Below are 20,908 nucleotides of genomic sequence, written 5' to 3' on the forward strand. Positions count from 1 at the left end.
ACTCAGCTATCCACTCTGCATCTTTAACATCTGTCTTGCGTCCCGGAACTGCTTTTATGTGTTGTGCATTGACTACCAAAATCTCAATTCCCGTATGTTCTAAAAGATTGTAAATTGGTTTCCAGTAAACTCCCGTGCTTTCCATAGCTACATGACTACAGCCGTGACTTTGAAGCCAGCTTACTAATTCATGCAAGTCGTCCGTCATAGTGCCAAATGTTCGAATTTCTTTGTTGTCAGGTGTGATAACGCAGGCAACGATAATCTTCTTGTGAACATCCATACCACAACAGCGTTCATGGACAATGCGGATTACTTGTTTCATGAGAAGATCCCCTCTGCGGCCTTATTTTGCGACTGGTGCAGTAACCCTTGTACGAGTAATCTACTCCGCGTGCTTCCTAAATGTAGGAGCAACAATTTGTGGTGCACCAGGTAACTGGGGTTCAGTCTACCCTTCAGGCTCGAAGCACTAGCAAGCTATCGACCTCTCTTCGCCAGCCGCAAAAAAATTATTCTACATATGCACCTGGTTTTCATTCTTTGTTGGTGTCGTGCTAACGACATGGGGGGTCTACCCTGAAAAATCAGTGACTTCAAGTTGGAAAATATAGGAAACCACAGAGGACGCGGAGAAATTTAAATTATTATATTCTTCGCGTGATAGACATCACGCGCTCTGTGTCCTCTGTGGTTAAACTTCAATGTTTTCATGTTTTGTGGTGCCAATTTATTGGCATGTTCATCTTTGCGGTTTTACGCTTTTTAGGGTAGGACTTGGTCAAAATAATTGGGCGGTTTAAAAATTAGACCCCCGTGTTTACCCTGTAACACGGGGGTCGCATCGTCAAGCCATCTCCTTGGCCTTGGTCGCCGCCGCTTCTTCCCGAACAGTTTCGGCTTTCTTTTCCTCCAGACCTTTGGTAATGGCGGCGAGGGCGCCAAGGTTAAGCGCATCGGCGACGCCGCTCGGCGTCACCACCAAACTGCCTTTTTCCTTGAGTCCTTCGTATAAAATATTCATCGCCCTAAGCTGCAGAGCAATGGGGTTGTTTTCGTATACTTTGGCGGCAGTGGCAAAGCAATGGGCAATCTCGGCCTCGGTCGTACCAAGGATAATGCGGGCCCGCCGCTCCCTTTCCGCCTGGGCCTCGCGGCTCATGGCCTCCTGCAGCGCTTCCGGGATAATCACGTCCCGGATCTCAACCGACTGGACCGTAATCCCCCATGGCTCAGTCCGGCGATCGATGACTTCCTGCAAAATCTTATCCAAGTTTTCCCGTTCGGATAAAAGCTCAGACAGCATCGTTCGCCCCACGACGTCGCGCAGCGCCGTCTGGGCCGTCCAAGCCACCGCCTCGCGGTAGTTTTCCACTTCCAGGGCGGCCTTTTCCGGGTCCCACACCACCCAAAACAAAATGGCATCAACATTTACCGGTACGGTGTCTTTAGTCAGAGTTTGTTCGGCCAGAAAAGGAGTAGCGACAATCCGCTGGTCAATCCAGTAGGCAACGGAATCGACGAACGGAACGATCCAAAAATGGCCTGGTCCCTTCAGCCCCTTGTACTTGCCAAGCCGTAGCACCACGGCTTTTTCCCACTCGGCCGCCACTTTGACCGACATGCTGAGGAGCGTGCCAGCAATTATAACGATAGCCGCCAGCCACAGTTCATCCAGATAGGTATATAACGCAATGCCGGCCGCGCAGGACAACATAAAAACGTTAAACGGCAGCCAGCTGGGACGGTGGCAAGGACCGATTTGCGGCTGCTGCATGCTGAGCGGGGGATTGCCATTATCAAGATTTTGCTTTTTCGCCATCATTACACCTCTTTTCTAGTCAGTAGGGTGCCATGCCGGACGGCATTATCCAATACCGCCTGCACATCGGCGGCGGAAAACCCTAGCGCCGCCGCCTCCTCTAGCAGCCGGGCCACTTTCGCCTCCAGTTGGGCCAGCTTGGCGTAATCAATGTCGGTGGACATGGTGACAAAGGTGCCGCGGCCCTGCTGGCTGGAAATGACGCCTTCGCGCTCCAGCTCGGCGTAGGCCCGGCTGACCGTATTGGCATTAATTTTGAGCTGGACGGCCAGCTGCCGCACCGTCGGCAGTTGCGCCCCCCGCGGGTACGCGCCTGTCCGGATCGCGTTCTGAATGGCCTCTTTAATTTGCACATAAATCGGAATTCCGCTGGTGTAGTCAATCGTGATGGGCAGCATCCGCCTCCCTCCCATGTCCTATTTTTCGGTTCGCCGCGGCAAAATCCTGCAAAAAAAATAGCGGCCACAGGCCGCAGCGCATTTTTAATACCGCTTACGCTTACATGAAGACGGAATGCCAAGTTCTTCCCGGTATTTGGCCACCGTGCGCCGCGACACGGCGATACCGCGGCGGCTTAATAGTTCGGTCAGCGCCTGATCGCTCAGCGGGTGAGCCGGGTCTTCCCGGGCCACCAGTTCCCTGATTTCCCGCTTAACCTGGCAGGCGGCAACATCTTCGCCGCCTGCCCCTTGCACGCCGGCGGAGAAAAAGGCCCGCAGCGCAAGCAGCCCATGCGGCGTAGCGGCATATTTATTGGCCGTAGCCCGGCTGACGGTCGATTCATGGATGCCCAGACGCTCGGCGACCTTTTTCATCGTCAGCGGCCGCAAAAACTTCGGGCCATGGTCGAAAAAGTCGCGTTGCAGGTCAACAATGGCCTCAACAACGTTATACAGCGTTTGACGGCGCTGCTCAATACTGCGCATAAGCCACAGTGCGGCGTTAATGCGCCCCTCGACAAACCGCCGCGCGTCGCTGTCAGCTTCCCGCATCAGGCGGCGGTAATAAGGGTTAATGGTAAGGCGCGGCACGATCGAGTCATTGACGAGAATTACATACCGACCGCCCACCCGTTCAATCGTCACGTCCGGCAGGATATACGCCGACTGTTTGCCCTGGCCAAAGCCCCGGCCCGGCTTGGGGTCAAGCGTCCGAATGATGTCGACTGCCCGCTGGACGTCCTGAGTAGTGCAGCCCAACTTGTTGGCAATACAGCGTAGGCGCCCGGCGGCTATGTCCGGCAAATAGCCGTCGATCACGGCCCAAACGATCGGGTCGGCAATGCCGCGCTGGCGTGCCTGGATGGACAGACACTCCCGCAAGTCACGGGCGCCTACACCCGGCGGATCAAAAGTCTGGATCAGCGTCAGCACTTCTTCGACCAACGCTGCCGGCATAGCCAGCGCCGCCGCCGCTTCTTCCACCGACACCCGCAAATATCCGTTGTCATCAATACAGCCGATAAGATATTCACCGGCCCGGCGGGCGCTCGCATTTAAGGCGGCCAGATGCAGCTGAAACTCAAGGTGTTCATGAAGCGGCACCATGGTAGCACCGTAAAACTCGGCTGACGATTTTTCCTCCTCTGCCGCCGGTACAAAACCGGTATCAATACCTTCATCAAGATATTTTACCCACTCCAAATAGTCATTGGCCAAGTCGAGGCTGCCACTGTCTGCTGGCGCTTCTCCTTCCGCCTCGCCCAGCCTATTGTCTTCCACCTCGAGGACAGGGTTTTCTAAAAGCTCGGCTTCGACCATTTCTACAAGTTCGAGGGACGACAGCTGCAAAATGGCTATGGCTTGGCGCAGTTGCGGCGTCATGACCAGTTTTTGCGACAGCTCCTGCCTGAGGCCATAGTCCATGCGCATAACCGTTGAACCTCCTTTTCTCTTCTTCACCCTATGCCAAAGTTATCATAAATATGCCGCACCCGTAAAAAAACGTTGCGCCTTATGTTAGCAAATGCGGGGAAGTTGGTCGCCGACCAGCATATCGAGCAGGCGCACGCCGCCTATAGCGGTACGCAGCCCCACCTGCCCGGCAGGCTGCTTTGTTACCCGGCCGATGACCCGCGCCTCCCGCCCATAGGGGTGAACGTTCATAATATTCAGTACCTGCTCTGTAAATGCTTGTTCGACAAAGACAAGCATTTTCCCTTCGTTAGCGAGGTACAACGGATCAAATCCCAGAATTTCACAAACGGCCTGCACCGCCGGGCGGACGGGAATAGCCGTTTCATCCAGGAAAATGCCCACCTGGGCCTGAGTAGCAATTTCATTGAGGGTCGTGGCTACACCGCCGCGGGTGGGGTCCCGCAGCAGTACCACCCCATCGGGCACAGCGGTGAGAATAGCTTTGACCAGTCCGGCCAGCGGCGCACAGTCGCTGACCACTTCTTCCGGCAGCGTCAGCCCATGCCGCTCGCTCATGACAGCAATAGCATGGTCGCCAATCGGACCGCTGAGAATAATATCCTGTCCAGGTCGGACGCGCTTGGGCGAAATATCCACGCCGCTAGGCAGCACGCCCACGCCGGCCGTATTGATATATAAGCCGTCCACGGCCCCTTTTTCCACTACTTTCGTATCGCCGGTGACGATCGCCACCCCGGCTTCGTCGGCGGCGCGGCGCATGGAGGCCACAATGCGCCGCAGGTCGTCGATAGCAAAGCCTTCTTCAATGATAAAGCCGGCGCTGAGATATAGCGGTTCGGCGCCGGTCATCGCCAGATCGTTGACGGTGCCGCATACCGCCAGTTTGCCAATGTCGCCGCCGGCGAAAAACAGCGGCTTTACCACGTACGAATCGGTTGTAAACGCCAGGCGGGCGCCGCCGACGGTCACCTTTGCCCCATCGTGCATTTCCGCCAGCGCAGCGTTGGCAAAAGCCGGCAGCATGACCTCCCGCACCAAATCATGGCTGAGCTTGCCGCCGCTGCCATGGGCGAGTTTAATCCGTTCGCTCAAAACTGCCACCTCCCGGCGCCATATTTATACCAGGCCGCGCAGGCGCCTTCTACCGACACCATGCACGCGCCTACCGGATGCTCGCTCGTGCAGGTGCGGCCAAAGAGCGGGCAGGCCGGTGGCTTGATCACGCCCCGCAGCACTTCGCCGCAGCGGCAACCGGGCGCCTCGCGGGTCGGCTCGACGCCGACGCTCAGGACGTACCGGGCATCGAAGCGAGCGTACTCTTCCCGCACACCCAGCCCCGAAGCGGGAATTACGCCAATACCGCGCCAGGCGGCATCTACTTCGCCGTATACCTTGGCCAGCGCTGCCAACGCCGCCGGATTGCCCTCAGGCCGGACAACGCGGGCATACTGGTTTTCCAGCTGCGCCACGCCCGCACGGGTTTGTTTGACCAGCATATATACCGCCTGCAAAATGTCGAGAGCTTCAAAGCCGGCCACCACGGCCGGCGTGCCAAACTCTTCGGTCAGGAAGCGAAAGGGCGCCAGGCCGGTAACGGTGCAGACATGCCCGGGGAGCAGAAAACCGTCCACCCGAACACCGGCATCGCCGGCGGTTAAGAGGGCCCGGAGCGCCGGCGGCACTAATTTATGCGACGAAAGCACAAAAAAGTTGTCAATATGGGCCTCTTCGGCCGCCAAAATGGCGGCGGCGGTCGTTGGCGCCGTCGTCTCAAACCCCACCGCCAAAAAAATGACCTTCTTATCTGGATGGGCCCGAGCGATGGCGAGGCTGTCAAGGGGCGAATAGACGATGCGGATATCGGCGCCCTGCGCCTTTTCCTGCATCAGGCTGGATGACGAGCCCGGCACGCGCAACATATCGCCGAAGGTGGCAATAATGACATCGTCCTGACGGCTGTAGGCAATGGCGGTGTCCAGATAGTCATTTGGCGTCACGCACACCGGACAGCCTGGACCGCTGACCAGCTCCACCTGCTCCGGCAAAAGTTGGCGGATGCCGGCTTTAAAAATTGCCACCGTATGAGTGCCGCACACTTCCATCAGCCGGAGCGGGCGGTCGGCGAGCCGGGCAATCTCGGCGGTAAAAAAGTCAGCCAGCTGACGCACCCGGTCAGTCGTTAAACTCTTCATACTGCTCTTCCAGCTCCTTAAACAGCTCTAGCGTCCGCCGGGCTTCTTCCGCGTCAATTTTCTGGATGGCAAAGCCGGCGTGAATAAGTACATAGTCACCTACCTGCGCCTCCGGCAGCAGCACGAGGCTGACCTGGCGGGTGACGCCGCTGACAGAAACAGTGGCCAGCATATCCTGGCGGGAGATTATTTCGGCAGGTACGGCCAAACACATCGGTTTATCGGCTCCTTTCTCCGGCAATGACCGCCTGTCCCAGGGCCAGCCCGCCGTCATTGGGCGGCGCCTGGCGGTGGAGCAGGACTGTCAATCCTTGTTGCTGTAACATTCCAACGATTTGTTCCAAGAGGGTAATATTTTGGAAAACGCCACCGCTGAGGGCGACCGTACGAATCCCGGTAGCCCGGCTGATGCGCCCCACCATGTCGGCCGTCGCCGCCGCCACCGTGGCGTGGAAGGCCGCGGCCAAATCGGCGACGCTTGCCCCGCGGGCAAGCCGTTCGGTCAAGGCCGCAAACGCGGGATAAAAATCAAGCACGGCCGGCGTTTCCTCTTTAATATCATAAGGCAGCGGCGCCGCCGCCCCGCCGACAGCCGCCAGTTCGAGCTCGACCGCCGCCTGACCTTCATAATTAATTCGGTTACGAATACCAAGGAGAGCCGCCGCAGCGTCAAACAGCCGGCCGACCCCCGATGACAGCGGCGCATTCAGTCCCTTATCCGCGGCCTGCACCACGAGCTCCCACTCCGGCGGCAGCGTGCGGGCGAAAGGGATGTCAAGGCCGGCAGCGGCCCGGCCATAGAGCTTATAAAGCACCCAGGCCGCCAGGCGCCAGGGCTCCTTGATGGCCTTAGCGCCGCCGGGCAACGGCAAATAGCGGCAGTGGGCAGCGCGGACAAAGTCGCGGCAATCGGCAAGCAGAAACTCGCCGCCCCACAGGTGGCCATCAGTACCGTAGCCGGTACCGTCAAAAGCCACGCCAATCACTTTGTCATCCCGGCCGTGCTCGGCCAGCACGGCGGCAATATGGGCATGGTGATGCTGGATGCCGATTTTCGGTTCCGGCCGAGATAGAGCATACTTCGTGGACAAATATTCGGGGTGCAGGTCATAGGCCACCACGGCAGGCTGGACGTTACATAGCCGCTGGTAATGGGCAATGGCGTCGGTGTATGCCGTGAAAGTGGCCATGTTCTCCAAATCCCCGATATGGGCGCTCATAAACGCCAGATTGTCCCGGGTCAGGCAAAAGGTATTCTTTAGCTCGCCGCCGCAGGCCAACACCGGCGCCTGCGGCCGGGCCAGCGCCAGCGGCGACGGAACATAGCCGCGGCTGCGGCGGAGCAGATAGGGTTGGCCGCGAACAACGCGCGCCACCGAATCATCGGCCCGGCGATAAATGGGGCGATTATGAACAAGAAAATAGTCGGCAATGCCGGCCAGACGCTCCCGCGCGTCGGCATCGTCGTAAGCAATCGGCTCGTCGCTCGTATTGCCGCTCGTCATCACCCAAACATCGTCTTCACCGAGCAGCAGCCAGTGCACCGGCGCGTACGGCAGCATCACCCCGAGATAGGGGTTGCCGGGAGCGACGCTGTCCGCCAGGTCATAGCCTTCGCTTTTGGCCAAAAGCACAATCGGCCGGACAATGCCGGTTAAGAGTTCTTCTTCGGCCGGCGACAGCTGGCAGCGCCGGCGGACAGCCGCCAGGCTGCCGCACATGACGGCAAAGGGCTTGTCCTCCCGAATTTTGCGTTCCCGTAAGGCTTTCACCGCCGCCACGTTCTTGGCATCGCAGGCCAGGTGGTAGCCGCCGATACCCTTGACGGCGACAATATGCCCATCGGCGACCAGTGCCCGCACGGCGTCAAACACGTCGCCGGCCACCTCCCGCCCGGCCCGGTCAACCAGGCGGTAAACAGGGCCGCAGACCGGACAGGCGTTGGGCTGGGCATGAAACCGACGATTGGCGGGGTCGTCATATTCGGCCTGACAGGCCGGGCACATGACAAAGGACGCCATGGTAGTCGTGGCCCGGTCGTAGGGCACGTCCTTGATAATGGTATAGCGGGGCCCGCAGTTGGTGCAGTTGATGAAGGCATAGCGGTACCGCCGGTCGGCCGGGTCAAGCATTTCCCGCTGGCAGTCGGCGCAGGTGGCCACATCGGGCGACACCAGGGCGGTGCGTCCCGGCGCGCCCTCGCTGTGACGGATGACAAACTCCCGCGCGCCGGTAGCCGGGCGACGCTCAACAGTCACCGTCGCAAGGCGGGCGAGCGGCGGCGCTTCTGTGCGCAGGGCGGTGAGAAAAGCGTCCAGGCTGGCGCTATCCCCCTCCACTTCGATTTCCACGCCGACGGTGTCGTTAAGCACCCACCCCGCCAGACCGTGGCGGCGGGCCAGGTTATAAACAAAGGGGCGGAATCCCACCCCTTGGACAATGCCGGTGACTTTGACATTGCAGCGCTCCATGGCTACTCCCTTTCGACGATCCAAAATATTAGGAACCACGGAGGACGCGGAGAGATAATCTTTTTAGTTTAGCGCGATGAATATCGCGCCTCTGTGTCCTCTGTAGTTAAAAATATTTTTCGTGTCTTGTGGTGCCAATTATTGGCATGATTATGTTCGTGGTTTTATTTTAAATATTCCACAGTATTCCACAGTTATGCGTCTTTTCCCTGCCGGGCCAGTGCTAATTTGGCCTGAATCATCAGGGCGCACTCGAGCCGCTTCTTTTGCAGGGCGCAGCCCAGCTCATAGGGCTTATTGATATCGCCGTGGAACAAGTGGGCGTTGGCGTGACAGCCGCCGCTGCAGTAAAACCGCGCCCAGCACTGGCGGCAGGCTTCCTTGTTCAGGGCATGGGCCTGGCGGAACTTTTGCGGCAGAGCGGTGTTTTTCACTCCTTCAAAAACGGTGCCAAGACAAAACTCGTCCCGGCCGACAAACTGGTGGCATGGGTAAAGCTGGCCGGTCGGCGTCACGGCAAAATACTCGTGGCCGGCGCCGCAGCCGCTCAGCCGCTTGGCCACACAAGGGCCGTTGTTAAGCTCCAGGTTAAAGTGGAAAAAGTCGAAGCCCCGCCCGGTAAACTTGCGCTCCAGATATTCGGCGGCCAAGATTTCATACTGGCGGAACAATTCAGGTAAATGTTCCTCCCTTAGGGCATAGTCGCTATCTTTGCCCACCACCGGCTCAACCGACAACTGGGTAAAGCCCAAATCGGCCATGGCCAGCACGTCAGCGGCAAAGTCGATGTTATAAGCCGTAAAGGTACCGCGCACATAATAGTTTTGGCCATTGCGGGACGCCACGGCTCTTTTGATATTGGCCACTACCTCGTCATAACTGCCGCGCCCCAAAGCATCAGGCCGCATCCGGTCATGGACCTCGCGCCGGCCGTCCAGGCTGAGCACCAGACTGATATTATGCTCATTCAAATAGTTAATAATTGCGTCGTCTAAGAGAACGGCGTTAGTGGTCAAGGTGAGCTTAAAAATCTTGCCTGTCTCGGCAGCGCGACGGCGCACATAATCTACCGTGTGGCGAACAACCTCCATATTAAGCAGCGGTTCGCCGCCGAAAAAGTCGATTTCACAGTGGCGGCGCGGGCCACTGCTGGCAATGAGAAATTCAACGGCCTGCTCGGCCACCTCTTTGGTCATCAACCCCCGGTCGTGGCCGAAATCGCCGGTACCGGCAAAGCAATAACGGCAGCGCAGGTTACAGTCATGGGCCACATGTAGACACAGCGATTTGACGATGGGCTTATCGCTGAAAGTAGACGGCACGGTCAGTTCAGGGGCGAAAAGCAGCCCCTGGTCAATAAGCTCGTGCAGCTCGGTTAGCGCTTCTTTAACCGCGCCTGCACCGTAAACGCCGGCTAAGGCCGCCAGGACAGCCGCATCGTTAGCGCCATCAAAAAGATCCAAAACGTCGTAAACCAGCTTGTCGATGACGTGGACGGCGCCGCTGTTGACATCAAGCAGCAGATACATGCCGTTTATATGAAATTTATGAATACTAGACTCGCGCATTAGCTTCACCTTTCTTACTAAAAGTCAAGCCCCTTGCCCCCTACAGGGGCAAGGGGCTGACGGCCTACTTCTGGCAGACCTGATTGCCAACGGTGCAGGACGTCTTGCAAGCCGATTGGCAGGAAGTCTGACATTCCCCGCAGCCGCCGGTATGTACCGTCTTTTGCAGGGAAGCTGTATTTACAGTAAGGATGTGCTTCGCCATATATGAATCCCTCCTTGCCGCCAATATATGAATGGGAAGCAAAATTATACTTTTATATTTTAGCCCGTTTGCGGCCGGGAATCAATACTATGCGGCGCAGATTTTGCGCGACGCGTGCTGCGTTCTTCCTACTGCGGCAGAATAACGATTTTCACCGGCAAGTTGGAGGCGCCGGGAGGGCTGAAAGTGAGCCACAGCGACTGGCCGACGTCAAACGTGCCGATCGGGGCGAAATCATTCAGCTTATCGGCGCCGAACGCCACCTGGCCGGACGGCGTCGGCAGCGGCTCGCCGGTTTCATGCCGGTACTTTACCGCCAGCGCGCCGGCATACACGCCGCCGCGCGGATTAAGGAAATAGCCGATTTTCCCCGAGCCGGCCGACGGCAGAAACAGCTTGTAGACGATGCCGTAGTTGCCGTAATTGAGCACCTTGCTGCCGTCGGTAGCGTCGATGCCCTCTACATAGCGGTCGACCTCATTGTCGGCCAAGGTAAGCGCTACCGGGCCGTGGTCGCCGGGATTGTAGACTTTATGCGGGATAAGCATGCGGTTGGCCCCGTCGAAGGTGCCGCGCAGCCGGTACTCGTCAGGCGGCAGCACCTTCGCCTGCGCGGCAAACTTCTTCGCATCGGCGTTGACCGGCAGCATCATTACCTTAACGGTTACCGGCCGGTCGGTCTTAAAATCATAAATGCCGTTAACCAGCATGTTAGGCTCGACCACCATTCCGTCCAGTTCGGCAATCAGCAGCCGGCTGTCTTTGGCCGGTACTTCGACCAGGTAAATATCGCTCTTGCCAAAATAGCGAAGCTGGGCCATCTTGCCTACCGCCAGATAGTCACGACCCGGGCCGCCCAGACCGTACTGATAAACGGTAATCTGCGCTGGCTCACTGCCATCATTCTCTAAGAGGACAACCACTTTCTTCGGCGCCGCTGTCCCGTTCACATGATGGAAAAACAGCCGCACGTCACCGGCTACTTTGTCTTGATAGAGAATACCGTCGGCCGTCACCGTTTCAGGACTGTCCGATAATAGCAGCTTGCCGCCATAATGGCTAGACGACACCGTCCACTCCGGCAGTTTTAGAATATCAAGGCTGTCAGGACGCTGCCCGGCGGCCACCGGCGCAGCCACACTCAGACCGAGCAGAATGCCCAGCAATCCTTTACACAACCATTTACGCACTATGTACCCTCCTTTGCTACCAACATACCCTCATTATATCAAGGACGGCATATTATGTAAAATTGCAGAAAAATCCACCTATAGCCGCCGCGTTAACCGGCGTATTTTCTTTTTGGCATTGGCTTCAGGCGGCAAAGTGGGGTATATTAATTAAAGCGAAACAAATGCTGTAAGGAGCAAAGTATGCTGAACAACAAACGCGTCGTCCTCATCCGGCTAAGTTCCATCGGCGATGTGCTGCACTGCACGCCGGTGGCCAAAGCCTTAAAAACGGCCTGCCCCGCCTGCCACCTGACCTGGGTGGTCGGCGAAGGTCCCGCTGACGTACTCGTCGCCAATCCGTACATTGATGAATTGTATGTCTGGCCCCGTGAGCGCTGGGAACGCAATTTGCAGTCCGGCCGCCTGGGCGAAGCCCGCCGCCTGTGGCGCCACTTGGGCGAAGATTTGGGCTGTCGTCCTTTCGATGTGGCCCTCGACGTGCACGGCCTGTTTTTAAGCGGGCTGGTAACCAGCGCCACCGGCGCACCGCGCCGCATCGGCCTGGGCGGCACCCGGGAGTTCAATTGGCTGTTTATGACCGAACAGGCGCCAAAATTGGCCGACGATGTCCATGTGATTCAGCAGTATTTAAGCATCCTGCGGCCACTTGGCATACGGACCGCCGACTATAATATGACCCTCTGCCTGACCCGTGAGGCCGTCGCCTTTGCTGACCGCTTTCTGGCCGCGCACGGCGTCGAGCCTGATGAGGTGCTGGTGGCCATCAACCCTGTCACTACCTGGCCGGCCAAGAACTGGCCCCCCGCCAGTTTCGCCGCCGTGGCCGCGGCTTTGGGCGTCGATTGCCGTATTCTGCTGACCGGCGGTCCCCGTGACAAAGAAGTTACCGCTTATATCGCCCAGCAGGCCGGCACGGCGTGCATCGACGCCGCCGGCAGCACCACGCTGCTTGAGTTGGCGGCTCTCTTGGCCCGCTGCCGGGTCGTACTCACCGGCGACACCGGGCCGCTCCACATGGCCGTCGCCCTCGGCGTCCCGACCGTCAGCATTTTTGGCCCAACCGACCCGCGCAAGTATGGGCCGCTGACGCCTGGTCACGTCATCCTGCAGGGCGAGGCCGATTGTGCTCCCTGCCATAAAAAAGTGTGCCGTCACCAGGATATACGCTGCCTGCGCTCCGTCACCCCGGACGCGGCGATAGCGGCCGTACGGCAGCAACTGGCCGCATACTCGCAACTGCAACCGCTGCCTTCTGAAAAATGGTAAAACCACGATAAGTATTGGAACCACAGAGGACACGGAGATATTTGATTTTTATTCTTAGCGCGATGAATATCGCGCTCTCTGCGCTCTCCGTGGTTAAAAACAGTCATCACTTGTAATATAATTTGTATTTGGATTTATATCCCAAGCTTGGCATAAACATGCGCCCGCAGCAGGCGCAGCCTGAATTCCCACAGGCCATACCGCGGCCGGGGAATATTGACCCGTTTCAGACGGTAAGCGTTGTCCCCCTGAAAGTTAAGACCGGCAATGCCGGAGCAGGCGCCGCGATAACCTGCTTCCTGCAAAATGGCAAATATAGCCGGGTCAAATTTGCCGTAAGGATAGGCGAAAAATTCCACCGGCGTTCCCAGGTGGCGCTCTAACACCTGCTTCGACAGACCAACTTCCCGCTGCCGTTCCGGCAGGGTAATGTCGGTCAGTGCCGCATGACTTAAAGTATGAGAACCGATTTCGACATGGCGCCGCTGCATGTCCTTGATTTCCTCCCAGGTCAAATAGCCGCTCTGGCCCACCTGGCCGGCGATGACGAAGACAGTGGCTTTGAAATTGTATTTCTCGAGGATCGGCAGGGCGGTAGTATAATTGTCCCGGTAACCGTCGTCAAAAGTTATCACAATTGGTTTGGCCGGCAATGTCCGCTTGCCGGCCAGCCCGTCCAGCATCTCGGCCAGCGAGATGGCGGTATAGCCCTCCTTGGCCAAATAACGCATCTGCTCTTCAAAATCAGCCGGATCAATGCTGTAAACTTCCGGGGCCGGATCCACCATGTGATAAGCCAGAATAGGCACCCCGCCTGCCGGCGAAAACAGCCAAAAGAGAAAGCCGCCCCCGCAAATTAAGGCGACGGCAAGCAGTTTTTTTGCCTTCGTCACGGCGCTTCCCCCCTCAGTTCCCGGGCAATTTGCTCCAGTTTGCGCAGGCGGTGGTTCATGCCCGATTTACTTACCCGCCCGTCCAGCGCATCGACCAGTTCCTGGAGCGTAGCCTCCCGGTAGGCCAAACGCGCCTCCGCCGCCTCCTTAAGTGACGGCGGCAGCTTGTCCAGGCCGATTGTACGGGCAATGAACTCGATGTTTTCCACCTGCCGCAGCGCGGCGTTGACCGTCTTCTGCAGGTTGGCCGTCTCACAGTTGACCAGGCGGTTGACCTTGTTGCGCATGTCTTTGACCACCCGCACGTTCTCGAACTCCATCAGAGCGGAATGGGCGCCGATGATGCGCAAAAAGGAAGTGATGGCCTCACCGTCCTTGAGATAAACAATATAATCGCCTTTGCGGTCGGTCAGACGGCCCGGCAGGCCGAACGACTTTAACAGCCGCACCAGCGTCTTGGCGAAATCAAGATTGCCGGTGACCAGTTCCAAATGATAGTCGCCTTCCGGCCGGTTAACCGAACCGCCGCCTAAAAAAGCGCCGCGCAAGTAAGCCCGCCGGCAGCAGGCCTTGCGCAACATGCCGCTGTCACGGCCGACGTTAATACTGTCGCCTTTCATGATGCCGAGCGCGGCTAACAGCTCGGCGACCACCGGGGAAGGAAGCACCTTGATATGATAAGCGTTATTTTTTTTTAGCCGGCGGCCGCGGGTAACCACGACCTCGGTTTTGAGACTGAAGCCCCGTTTGATCAGGGCCAGGACCTTGCGAGCCACGGCGGCATTTTCCGTGGTGAAATTGATGCCAAGGTTCTTATTGCCACCGATGGACACCGCGCCGCCCATTCGCATCAACGCCGCCAGTTCGGCCAGGTGGCAGCACTGATTGTCGCCGGCGACGCGGGCCAGTTCGTTTTTTACTTCCGCGGAAAAAGACAAAGGTGAATCAACTCCGTCAGTCTTTAATCTCCTTGATGTTTTCGGCAATGAGATAATAATCGAGCAGCTTCATCCGCTCGGAAGTACTTTTTAGTTTATAGACCAGGTCGACGATGGTGCGGGACAATTTAACCGGGTCATGGCGCACCAGGTTTGTTTCGCTGATGAGGTTAGCGCCAATCACCTTAACGCCCATCGCCTCGATGGCCTCGATATCGGCCAAAACAGGGTAGGCGCCCTGGCGGGCGTAAGTATTCTGAAGGCTTTCCGCGACTTCCTGCACATTGACGACAACGTAATCAATAACGCCCGGCCCGACATGATCAAAAATGGCCTGCACATGCCGCGACGCCGTATAGCCATCCGTTTCGCCCGGCTGGGTCATGACATTGCAGATATAGATTTTGACCGCTTCACTCTGGCGCAAGGCATCGGCAATGCCCTGCACCAGCAGATTGGGCATAACGCTGGTATACAGGCTGCCCGGCCCGAGAATGCAGACATCGGCGTCGCGGATGGCCTCGAGCGCCGCTTCCACCGGCTGTGCGTCGTGCGGCCTAATGCTAATTCTCTTGATGGTCTTTTTGGCGAGGGGAATTTGCGATTCTCCTTCAACCAGGGTGCCGTCAGTCATTTCAGCCACCAGGCGGATGGTAGTGGTGGAAGCCGGCAGCACCTGCCCCCGCACTTTCAGGACTTTGCTGGACTCTTTGAGTGCCAGTTCCACATCACCCAATACCTCGGTCATGGCGGCAAGGAAGAGGTTGCCGAAGCTGTGGCCGGCCAAGTCGCCGGCGCCGCCGAACCGGTGCTGAAAGAGCTTCTCCATCAGCGGCTCGGTGTCGGCCAGAGCTACCAAGCAGTTGCGCAGGTCGCCGGGCGGAATAATGCCCAAATCTTCCCGGATGCGCCCGGACGAACCGCCGTCGTCGGCCACCGTAACAATGGCCGTCACATTGCTGGTCACCGACTTTATCCCCCGCAACAAGACCGACAGACCGGTGCCGCCGCCAATAACGACAATCGCCGGCCCGCGATTAAGTTTACGCTTTTGAAAAATAATTTCCACCAGCCGCTCCGACCCCTCCGGCACCAGCACACTGATTACCGAACGGATAATTTGCCGGGTGGCGAAGGTCATGGTCGCCAAGCCGAGAGCGATGATGCCGATGCCGGCAACGGTGGTGGCGGTGTAGTAATATTTACCGGTAGTCCGGTAAACAAATTTAAACAGCGCTTCCTCCACCGAACCGACAAACTTATAGTTGAAGACAATCGCCAAGCCCAGGCTGGCGGCGATGGCGCCCAGGGAAAACAATAGCAGCCAGCGCTTGAGTTTCATGCCCGGGTACAGCCATTTCAAAAAATGCACGGTTACCACCCCTTGCCGCTAGCATCAGCCTCAACAGGGTTCGACGATATTATGCTTGATATCCCGGTGTTCCACATTAACTTTATACCCCTTGTTGCGCAGCCCTTCATAGATCTTGTTGGCTACAAAAACCGAACGGTGCAGGCCGCCTGTGCAACCAACGGCAATAATCAATTGGCTTTTGCCCTCTTTGATGTAGTTGGGAACCAGAAAGTCGACCAGCCCGCCCAGCTTTTCCATAAACTGCTGGGTAATCGGCCACTTCCAGATATATTCGCTCACTTCCGGGGTCTCGCCGCTCTTTTTCCGCAGTGACTCTACATAAAACGGATTGGGCAAAAAGCGCACGTCAAAAACCATATCGGCATCAAGGGGGATGCCGTATTTAAACCCGAACGACACCACCGTGATGGTCATGCGCTCATATTCGCGCTCACCGGCAAACAAGGCAGCGATTTTGTCTTTAAGCTGGGCCGTGGACAAGTCAGAAGTATCGATAATATGGGTGGCGCGGCCCCGGATATGTTCCAGTCGGTCGCGCTCGCGGCTAATGCCTTCGCTGATGCGGCCGTGGGGAGCCATGGGGTGGCGTCGCCGCGTTTCCTTGTACCGCCGGATAAGGGTCTCGTCGGCCGCTTCCAGGAACAGGATTTCGTAGAAAAACCCTTGCTTCTCCATGTCCTCGAGTACCTGCACAAGGGTGTCAAAAAATTCGCCGCCCCGGATGTCGACTACCAGGGCGATTTTGCGCACACGCCCCGCCGATTGGGCGCACAGTTCGGCAAACTTAGGGATCAGGGCCGGCGGCAGGTTATCGACGCAAAAATAGCCCAAGTCTTCCATGGCGCGTGCCACCTGGCTTTTGCCGGCACCTGACATACCGGTAATAATTACGAGGCGTAAGTCTTCCATGTTGTCACCTCAGAAACTGTGCCGCCGGTTGGTGCGGCGGCGTAAATGGGCAAAAATCCGCTCAAGCGAAGTATTAAGCACCATTTCCGGCCCGATGCCCTCGGCGGCGAGTAGCGCGGCAGCGGCACCGAAATCGCCTACCGACAAGGCGAAATGGCTGTCGCTGCCGACAATAAGTTTGGCGCCGTAAGTTTTGGCGAGGCCGGCAAGCGTGTGGCAGTACGGCGCGCTGCCTTGCCGGGATACGGTTAGGGAGCTATTGTTGATTTCCAGCGCTACGTCATAGCGAACGGCCGCTTTGACCACCGCTTCCAGGTCCACCTGATATTCCGGATTACCAGGGTGAACAATGACGTCGACCCAAGGATTTTTCATGGCATTAATCATCATGGTTGTATTTTCTTCCACCGTACCGTACGGGGCACAGTAGGTATGCAGGCCGGCCAGCACGATGTCCATCTTGGCCAGGCGACCTTCGTCAAGGTCAAGCCGGCCGTCCCGGTCCATGACGTTGGCCTCAATCCCTTTAAGTATTCTTACCCCGAACAATTCGGCGGGAATGACGACTTGGTTGCTGAAGTGATATGGGTGCGGGCCGCCCGGCATACCCGGCCCATGGTCAGTAAGGGCAATCATCGCAAGTTTCCGGTCGGCAGCGGCGCGGGCAATTTCGAGCACCGTGCTGTAGGCGTGGCCACTGGCCACGGTATGAACATGCAGGTCGGCAACAAATTGCATGCTCCAGCCCCCTTAATTATTGCTTATTATGCGGCTTTCCACTTTCCAACTTACCACTTTCCATTTTCCACTTTCCCTCAATACATTACATTATATGGCAAAACCGGGAAAAAAGCAAAAACCCTTGTCCTCCGCCAGGCAAAGCGGCGATAAAAGAAAAAGGCCGTCAGGCAGCAGGAGCGCTGACAAGCCTTTATCTTTTCCATTTTCCCCGCCTGCTGCCGTCTTTCTGCTAAATAAGCGGAGGCGGCTGAACAAATGGGTTAAACGATTTTGCTGTCGTAAAAAGTACGCGTGTAGGCATACAAGGCCGGCGAGCCGCCGGTATGGACAAACAGCACCTTCTGCCCTTTCTTGAAATAGCCTTGGCGGATTAAATCAATCAGTCCGGCCATGGCTTTGCCGGTATACACGGGATCAAGGAGAATAGCCTCGGTGCGGGCCAGCAGCGTTACTGCTTCGACCATTGCCGGCGTGGGCAGGGAATAGCCGGGTCCCACATATTCATCGAAACACTGCACCGCCGTGCGGGGAATACCGCCCCTAACACCGACGCGGGCGGCAGTACGCTGCGCCAGGTTGTAGACCAGTTCCTCCTGGACGTCCTTCTTGCGGCTGATGTTGATGCCAATAACCGGGATATTGCTGTTATTTCCCCAGAAGCCGACTACCAGACCGGCATGAGTGCCGGCACTGCCGCTTGTCGTTACGATGCAGTCAAAGTTGATGCCTTGATCAAAGGCCTGGGCCAAGATTTCCTCGGCGCAGGCCACATAGCCGGTAGCGCCGATTTCGTTGGAGCCGCCGCCTGGAATAATATAGGCCTTGCGCCCCTCTTGGGCCACTTCCGCGGCAACGGCCTCCATGGCTTGCATCATATCCGAGCCGCCGGGCACCACTTTGACCGCCTCTACCCCCATGAGGCGGAAGAGGAAGTTGTTACCGCTGGCGTCAGGGTTGTAGCTGCCCGGAACCCGCTCTTCCAACACGAGACGGCATTTCAGACCCTCCTTTACCGCCGCCGCCAAGGTCAGGCGGCAATGGTTGGACTGCACAGCGCCGCAGGTAATAAGCGTGTCTGCCCCCTGCAGCAGGGCATCGGCTACCAAAAACTCCAATTTCCGCGTCTTGTTGCCGCCCGCCGCCAGGCCAAGCAAGTCATCGCGCTTGATGTAGATATCCGGACCGCCGAGGACTTCCGACAGCCGCGTCAGTTTTTCGAGCGGCGTCGGTCCTGCGGTATAGCGCCGCCGGGGAAATTGAGCCAAATTCATCGACATACCTCCATATTACAAATATTCTTATCTATTTATTACTTCGCCCAATTCCGCAGGATTACCTGCTAAAAATAAGCCGCCGTGATGGCGGCCGAACAAATATTAACAATTGGTCACTTCGGCGATGGCCCGGTAGATGATGTCCAGCATTTCCTCGATCTCTTCCACCGTGCTGGCCAGCGGCGGCATAAACACCACGACGTCGCCGAGGGGACGGATGATGAGGCCGTATTCGCGCGTTTTCATGCACACGCGGTGGCCCATCCGCCAGGCCGGTGGGTACGGCTGTTTCGTCGCCTTGTCCTGCATGAGCTCGATGCCAATCATCAGGCCGCACTGGCGGATATCGGCGACGGCCGCCAGCTGCCAAAATGCTGCCAGCTTGCGGCGGGCGGCTTCAATTTTGGGGCCGAGGTTTTCAATCACCTGCTCGTCGCGGAAAATGCGCAAGTTGGCCAGCGCCGCGGCACAAGCCAGCGGGTTGCCGGTGTAGGAATGACCGTGGAAAAAGGTCTTTTGCGCTTCCACCGGGCCGAGAAAGGCGTTATAGATCTCGTCCGTCGTCAAGGTGGCGGCGAGCGGCAGATAGCCGCCGGTAATGCCTTTGGCCATGGTCATGAGGTCGGGACTGACGCCTTCGTGCTCACAGGCGAACATGCGCCCCGTGCGGCCAAAGCCGGTGGCCACTTCGTCCACGATCAGAAGGACGCCGTACCTCTGGGTAAGCTCCCGGACGCGCCGCAGATACCCGGGCGGCTGCACCAGCATGCCGGCCGCGCCCTGCACCAGGGGTTCGACCACCATGGCCGCGATTTCGCCATGATGGTCAGCAAGCAGTTTTTCCACGGCGACCACACAGGCAAAGCCGCACGCGGCGGGCGAATCGCCCAGCGTACAGTGAAAACAGGACGGCGACGGGGCATGGACGGTCTCGAACAAGAGAGGCGCGAAAATGCGATGAAAAAGGTCGATGCCGCCAACACTGACCGAGCCGACCGTGTCGCCATGGTAGGCGTTGGTCAGGGTGATAAACTTCTTTTTCTGCGTTTGGCCTTTGAGCTGCCAGTATTGGTACGCCATTTTCACGGCGATCTCCACCGCCGTGGAACCGCTGTCCGAGTAGAATACCCGCGTCAAGCCGGGCGGCGCGATTTTGACAAGCTGCTCCGCCAGTTCGGCGGCTGGAATATTGGCCAGGCCCAGCATGGTCGTGTGGGCAATTTTGCCCAACTGGTCGATAATGGCCTGGTCGATTGCTGCCTTGCGATGGCCGTGGACATTGAGCCACAGCGAGGAAACGCCGTCATAATAAGCTTTGCCGTCGATATCAATCAGTTTAATCCCATCGCCGGCGGCGATAACCAGCTGTTTGTTCTCCACCCAGTCCTGCATCTGGGTGAAAGGGTGCCAGACATAGGTCTTGTCTTTCCGTTCAATGTCCTGCATGGTCGGTGCCTCCTAACAGTTCGATAATCCGGTCGATGGCCAAATGCTGCTCGGCCAGAGCAGCTAAGTCCGTTACCTTGGCTTTCGGCACGCTTATGTCTGGGCTATAAGGGAACTTACCCAGCACCGGCACGCCGGTCAGCCGCTCGATGTAGGCCAGGTTGCTCCGCTCCAGGACGCCGGCTTTGGCCTCATCCCAGCCGTTGATGATGATGCCGGCCACCTTGATGCCGCGGCGCCGGGCATAGTCGACCGTCAGCACCGTATGGTTGATGGTGCCCAGGTTGGGGCGGGCAACCACCAGGGCGGGCAGCGCCAGTTCGGCCATCAGGTCGACTACCAGGTACTCCTCCCAAATAGGGGCCGTAATGCCGCCCACGCCTTCGATCAGTGCCATAGGGTAACGGTTTAGCAGGCAGCGGCAGGCAGCAACCAGGTCAGGTACGTTTATCGTTACGCCGCTTTCGACCGCGGCGACCGCCGGGGTGAGGGCCGGCGCCAAACAGACGGGGTTGACGTAGGACCGCTCGCTTTCCGCCAGGCCGGCGGCCCGCATGAGAAAAGTCGCATCTTCGGCTAAGAGCTTACCGTCCTGGCTAGTGACGCCGCCGGAAGCAACCGGCTTCATCACGCCCACCGCCAGGCCGCGCTGCCTGAGCGCCGCTGCCAGCGCGCCGGTAATCACCGTTTTGCCAACTTCGGTATCGGTAGCAGTAATAAACAGTCCGGACATAAGCT

At 57.8% G+C, this 20,908-nt stretch carries 20 protein-coding genes; 1 reads left to right on the plus strand and 19 read right to left on the minus strand.

Annotated features, from left to right (window positions below; genetic code table 11):
- The 11 genes from TCARDRAFT_RS13235 to TCARDRAFT_RS13280 all read right to left on the minus strand — a co-directional run.
- Positions 1-325, minus strand: a 325-nt coding sequence (locus TCARDRAFT_RS13235; RefSeq protein ID WP_040683453.1) for an IS110 family transposase, incomplete at its 3' end; no start/stop codon positions are given.
- A gap of 522 nt (positions 326-847) precedes the next feature.
- On the minus strand, positions 848-1,822 hold the full coding sequence (locus tag TCARDRAFT_RS13240) for a slipin family protein (protein ID WP_007290479.1): 975 nt from the start codon (positions 1,820-1,822) through the stop codon (positions 848-850).
- A gap of 2 nt (positions 1,823-1,824) precedes the next feature.
- A complete protein-coding gene (locus tag TCARDRAFT_RS13245; RefSeq protein ID WP_007290480.1) occupies positions 1,825-2,220 on the minus strand; it encodes a GntR family transcriptional regulator in 396 nt (131 codons plus the stop codon).
- A gap of 84 nt (positions 2,221-2,304) precedes the next feature.
- Positions 2,305-3,693 (minus strand): RNA polymerase factor sigma-54, encoded by a 1,389-nt coding sequence (gene rpoN, locus TCARDRAFT_RS13250; protein WP_007290481.1) that lies wholly within the window; start codon positions 3,691-3,693, stop codon positions 2,305-2,307.
- Positions 3,694-3,780: 87 nt separating this feature from the next.
- Positions 3,781-4,791: a hydrogenase expression/formation protein HypE gene (gene hypE, locus TCARDRAFT_RS13255; protein WP_007290482.1), complete on the minus strand. Its 1,011-nt coding sequence runs from the start codon at positions 4,789-4,791 to the stop codon at positions 3,781-3,783.
- Positions 4,788-5,891, minus strand: coding sequence for a hydrogenase formation protein HypD (gene hypD / locus TCARDRAFT_RS13260; protein WP_007290483.1), 1,104 nt, complete (start codon positions 5,889-5,891; stop codon positions 4,788-4,790). Before hypD ends, hypE begins: the two co-directional genes overlap by 4 nt.
- Entirely contained in the window at positions 5,872-6,105 is a 234-nt protein-coding gene (locus TCARDRAFT_RS13265) for a HypC/HybG/HupF family hydrogenase formation chaperone (protein ID WP_007290484.1), read from the minus strand. Before TCARDRAFT_RS13265 ends, hypD begins: the two co-directional genes overlap by 20 nt.
- A gap of 4 nt (positions 6,106-6,109) precedes the next feature.
- A complete protein-coding gene (gene hypF / locus TCARDRAFT_RS13270) occupies positions 6,110-8,362 on the minus strand; it encodes a carbamoyltransferase HypF (protein ID WP_007290485.1) in 2,253 nt (750 codons plus the stop codon).
- 194 nt (positions 8,363-8,556) lie between these two features.
- Positions 8,557-9,930, minus strand: coding sequence for a thioether cross-link-forming SCIFF peptide maturase (gene scfB, locus TCARDRAFT_RS13275; RefSeq protein ID WP_007290486.1), 1,374 nt, complete (start codon positions 9,928-9,930; stop codon positions 8,557-8,559).
- Positions 9,931-9,994: 64 nt separating this feature from the next.
- Complete coding sequence (gene scfA / locus TCARDRAFT_RS15125) at positions 9,995-10,135, minus strand: six-cysteine ranthipeptide SCIFF (RefSeq protein ID WP_071934032.1); 141 nt, start codon at positions 10,133-10,135, stop codon at positions 9,995-9,997.
- Between the two features lie 128 nt (positions 10,136-10,263).
- A complete protein-coding gene (locus TCARDRAFT_RS13280) occupies positions 10,264-11,325 on the minus strand; it encodes a hypothetical protein (RefSeq protein WP_007290487.1) in 1,062 nt (353 codons plus the stop codon).
- A 183-nt stretch (positions 11,326-11,508) separates the two neighbouring features.
- Here TCARDRAFT_RS13280 and TCARDRAFT_RS13285 point away from each other — a divergent pair, with 183 nt between their 5' ends.
- A complete protein-coding gene (locus TCARDRAFT_RS13285) occupies positions 11,509-12,594 on the plus strand; it encodes a glycosyltransferase family 9 protein (RefSeq protein WP_007290488.1) in 1,086 nt (361 codons plus the stop codon).
- Between the two features lie 134 nt (positions 12,595-12,728).
- Here TCARDRAFT_RS13285 and TCARDRAFT_RS13290 read toward each other — a convergent pair whose 3' ends face one another.
- The 8 genes from TCARDRAFT_RS13290 to bioD form a co-directional block, all read right to left on the minus strand.
- Entirely contained in the window at positions 12,729-13,487 is a 759-nt protein-coding gene (locus TCARDRAFT_RS13290; RefSeq protein WP_007290489.1) for a polysaccharide deacetylase family protein, read from the minus strand.
- On the minus strand, positions 13,484-14,425 hold the full coding sequence (whiA, locus tag TCARDRAFT_RS13295; RefSeq protein WP_007290490.1) for a DNA-binding protein WhiA: 942 nt from the start codon (positions 14,423-14,425) through the stop codon (positions 13,484-13,486). Before whiA ends, TCARDRAFT_RS13290 begins: the two co-directional genes overlap by 4 nt.
- A 16-nt stretch (positions 14,426-14,441) precedes the next feature.
- A complete protein-coding gene (locus TCARDRAFT_RS13300; protein WP_007290491.1) occupies positions 14,442-15,797 on the minus strand; it encodes a gluconeogenesis factor YvcK family protein in 1,356 nt (451 codons plus the stop codon).
- A 30-nt stretch (positions 15,798-15,827) separates the two neighbouring features.
- Positions 15,828-16,709, minus strand: coding sequence for an RNase adapter RapZ (gene rapZ, locus TCARDRAFT_RS13305; protein ID WP_007290492.1), 882 nt, complete (start codon positions 16,707-16,709; stop codon positions 15,828-15,830).
- A gap of 9 nt (positions 16,710-16,718) precedes the next feature.
- Entirely contained in the window at positions 16,719-17,447 is a 729-nt protein-coding gene (locus tag TCARDRAFT_RS13310) for a phosphatase (RefSeq protein ID WP_007290493.1), read from the minus strand.
- 263 nt (positions 17,448-17,710) lie between these two features.
- Entirely contained in the window at positions 17,711-18,721 is a 1,011-nt protein-coding gene (gene cuyA, locus TCARDRAFT_RS13315) for a D-cysteate sulfo-lyase (protein WP_007290494.1), read from the minus strand.
- A 105-nt stretch (positions 18,722-18,826) separates the two neighbouring features.
- Positions 18,827-20,170 (minus strand): adenosylmethionine--8-amino-7-oxononanoate transaminase, encoded by a 1,344-nt coding sequence (gene bioA, locus TCARDRAFT_RS13320; protein WP_007290495.1) that lies wholly within the window; start codon positions 20,168-20,170, stop codon positions 18,827-18,829.
- Positions 20,157-20,903 carry a dethiobiotin synthase gene (gene bioD / locus TCARDRAFT_RS13325; protein ID WP_007290496.1) on the minus strand — a complete coding sequence of 249 codons (747 nt, stop codon included), beginning with the start codon at positions 20,901-20,903 and terminating at the stop codon, positions 20,157-20,159. The genes bioA and bioD overlap by 14 nt, the downstream gene beginning before the upstream one ends.
- Between the last annotated feature and the right edge of the window lie 5 nt (positions 20,904-20,908).

The sequence above is a fragment of the Thermosinus carboxydivorans Nor1 genome, assembly GCF_000169155.1.
GTDB lineage: Bacteria > Bacillota > Negativicutes > Sporomusales > Thermosinaceae > Thermosinus > Thermosinus carboxydivorans.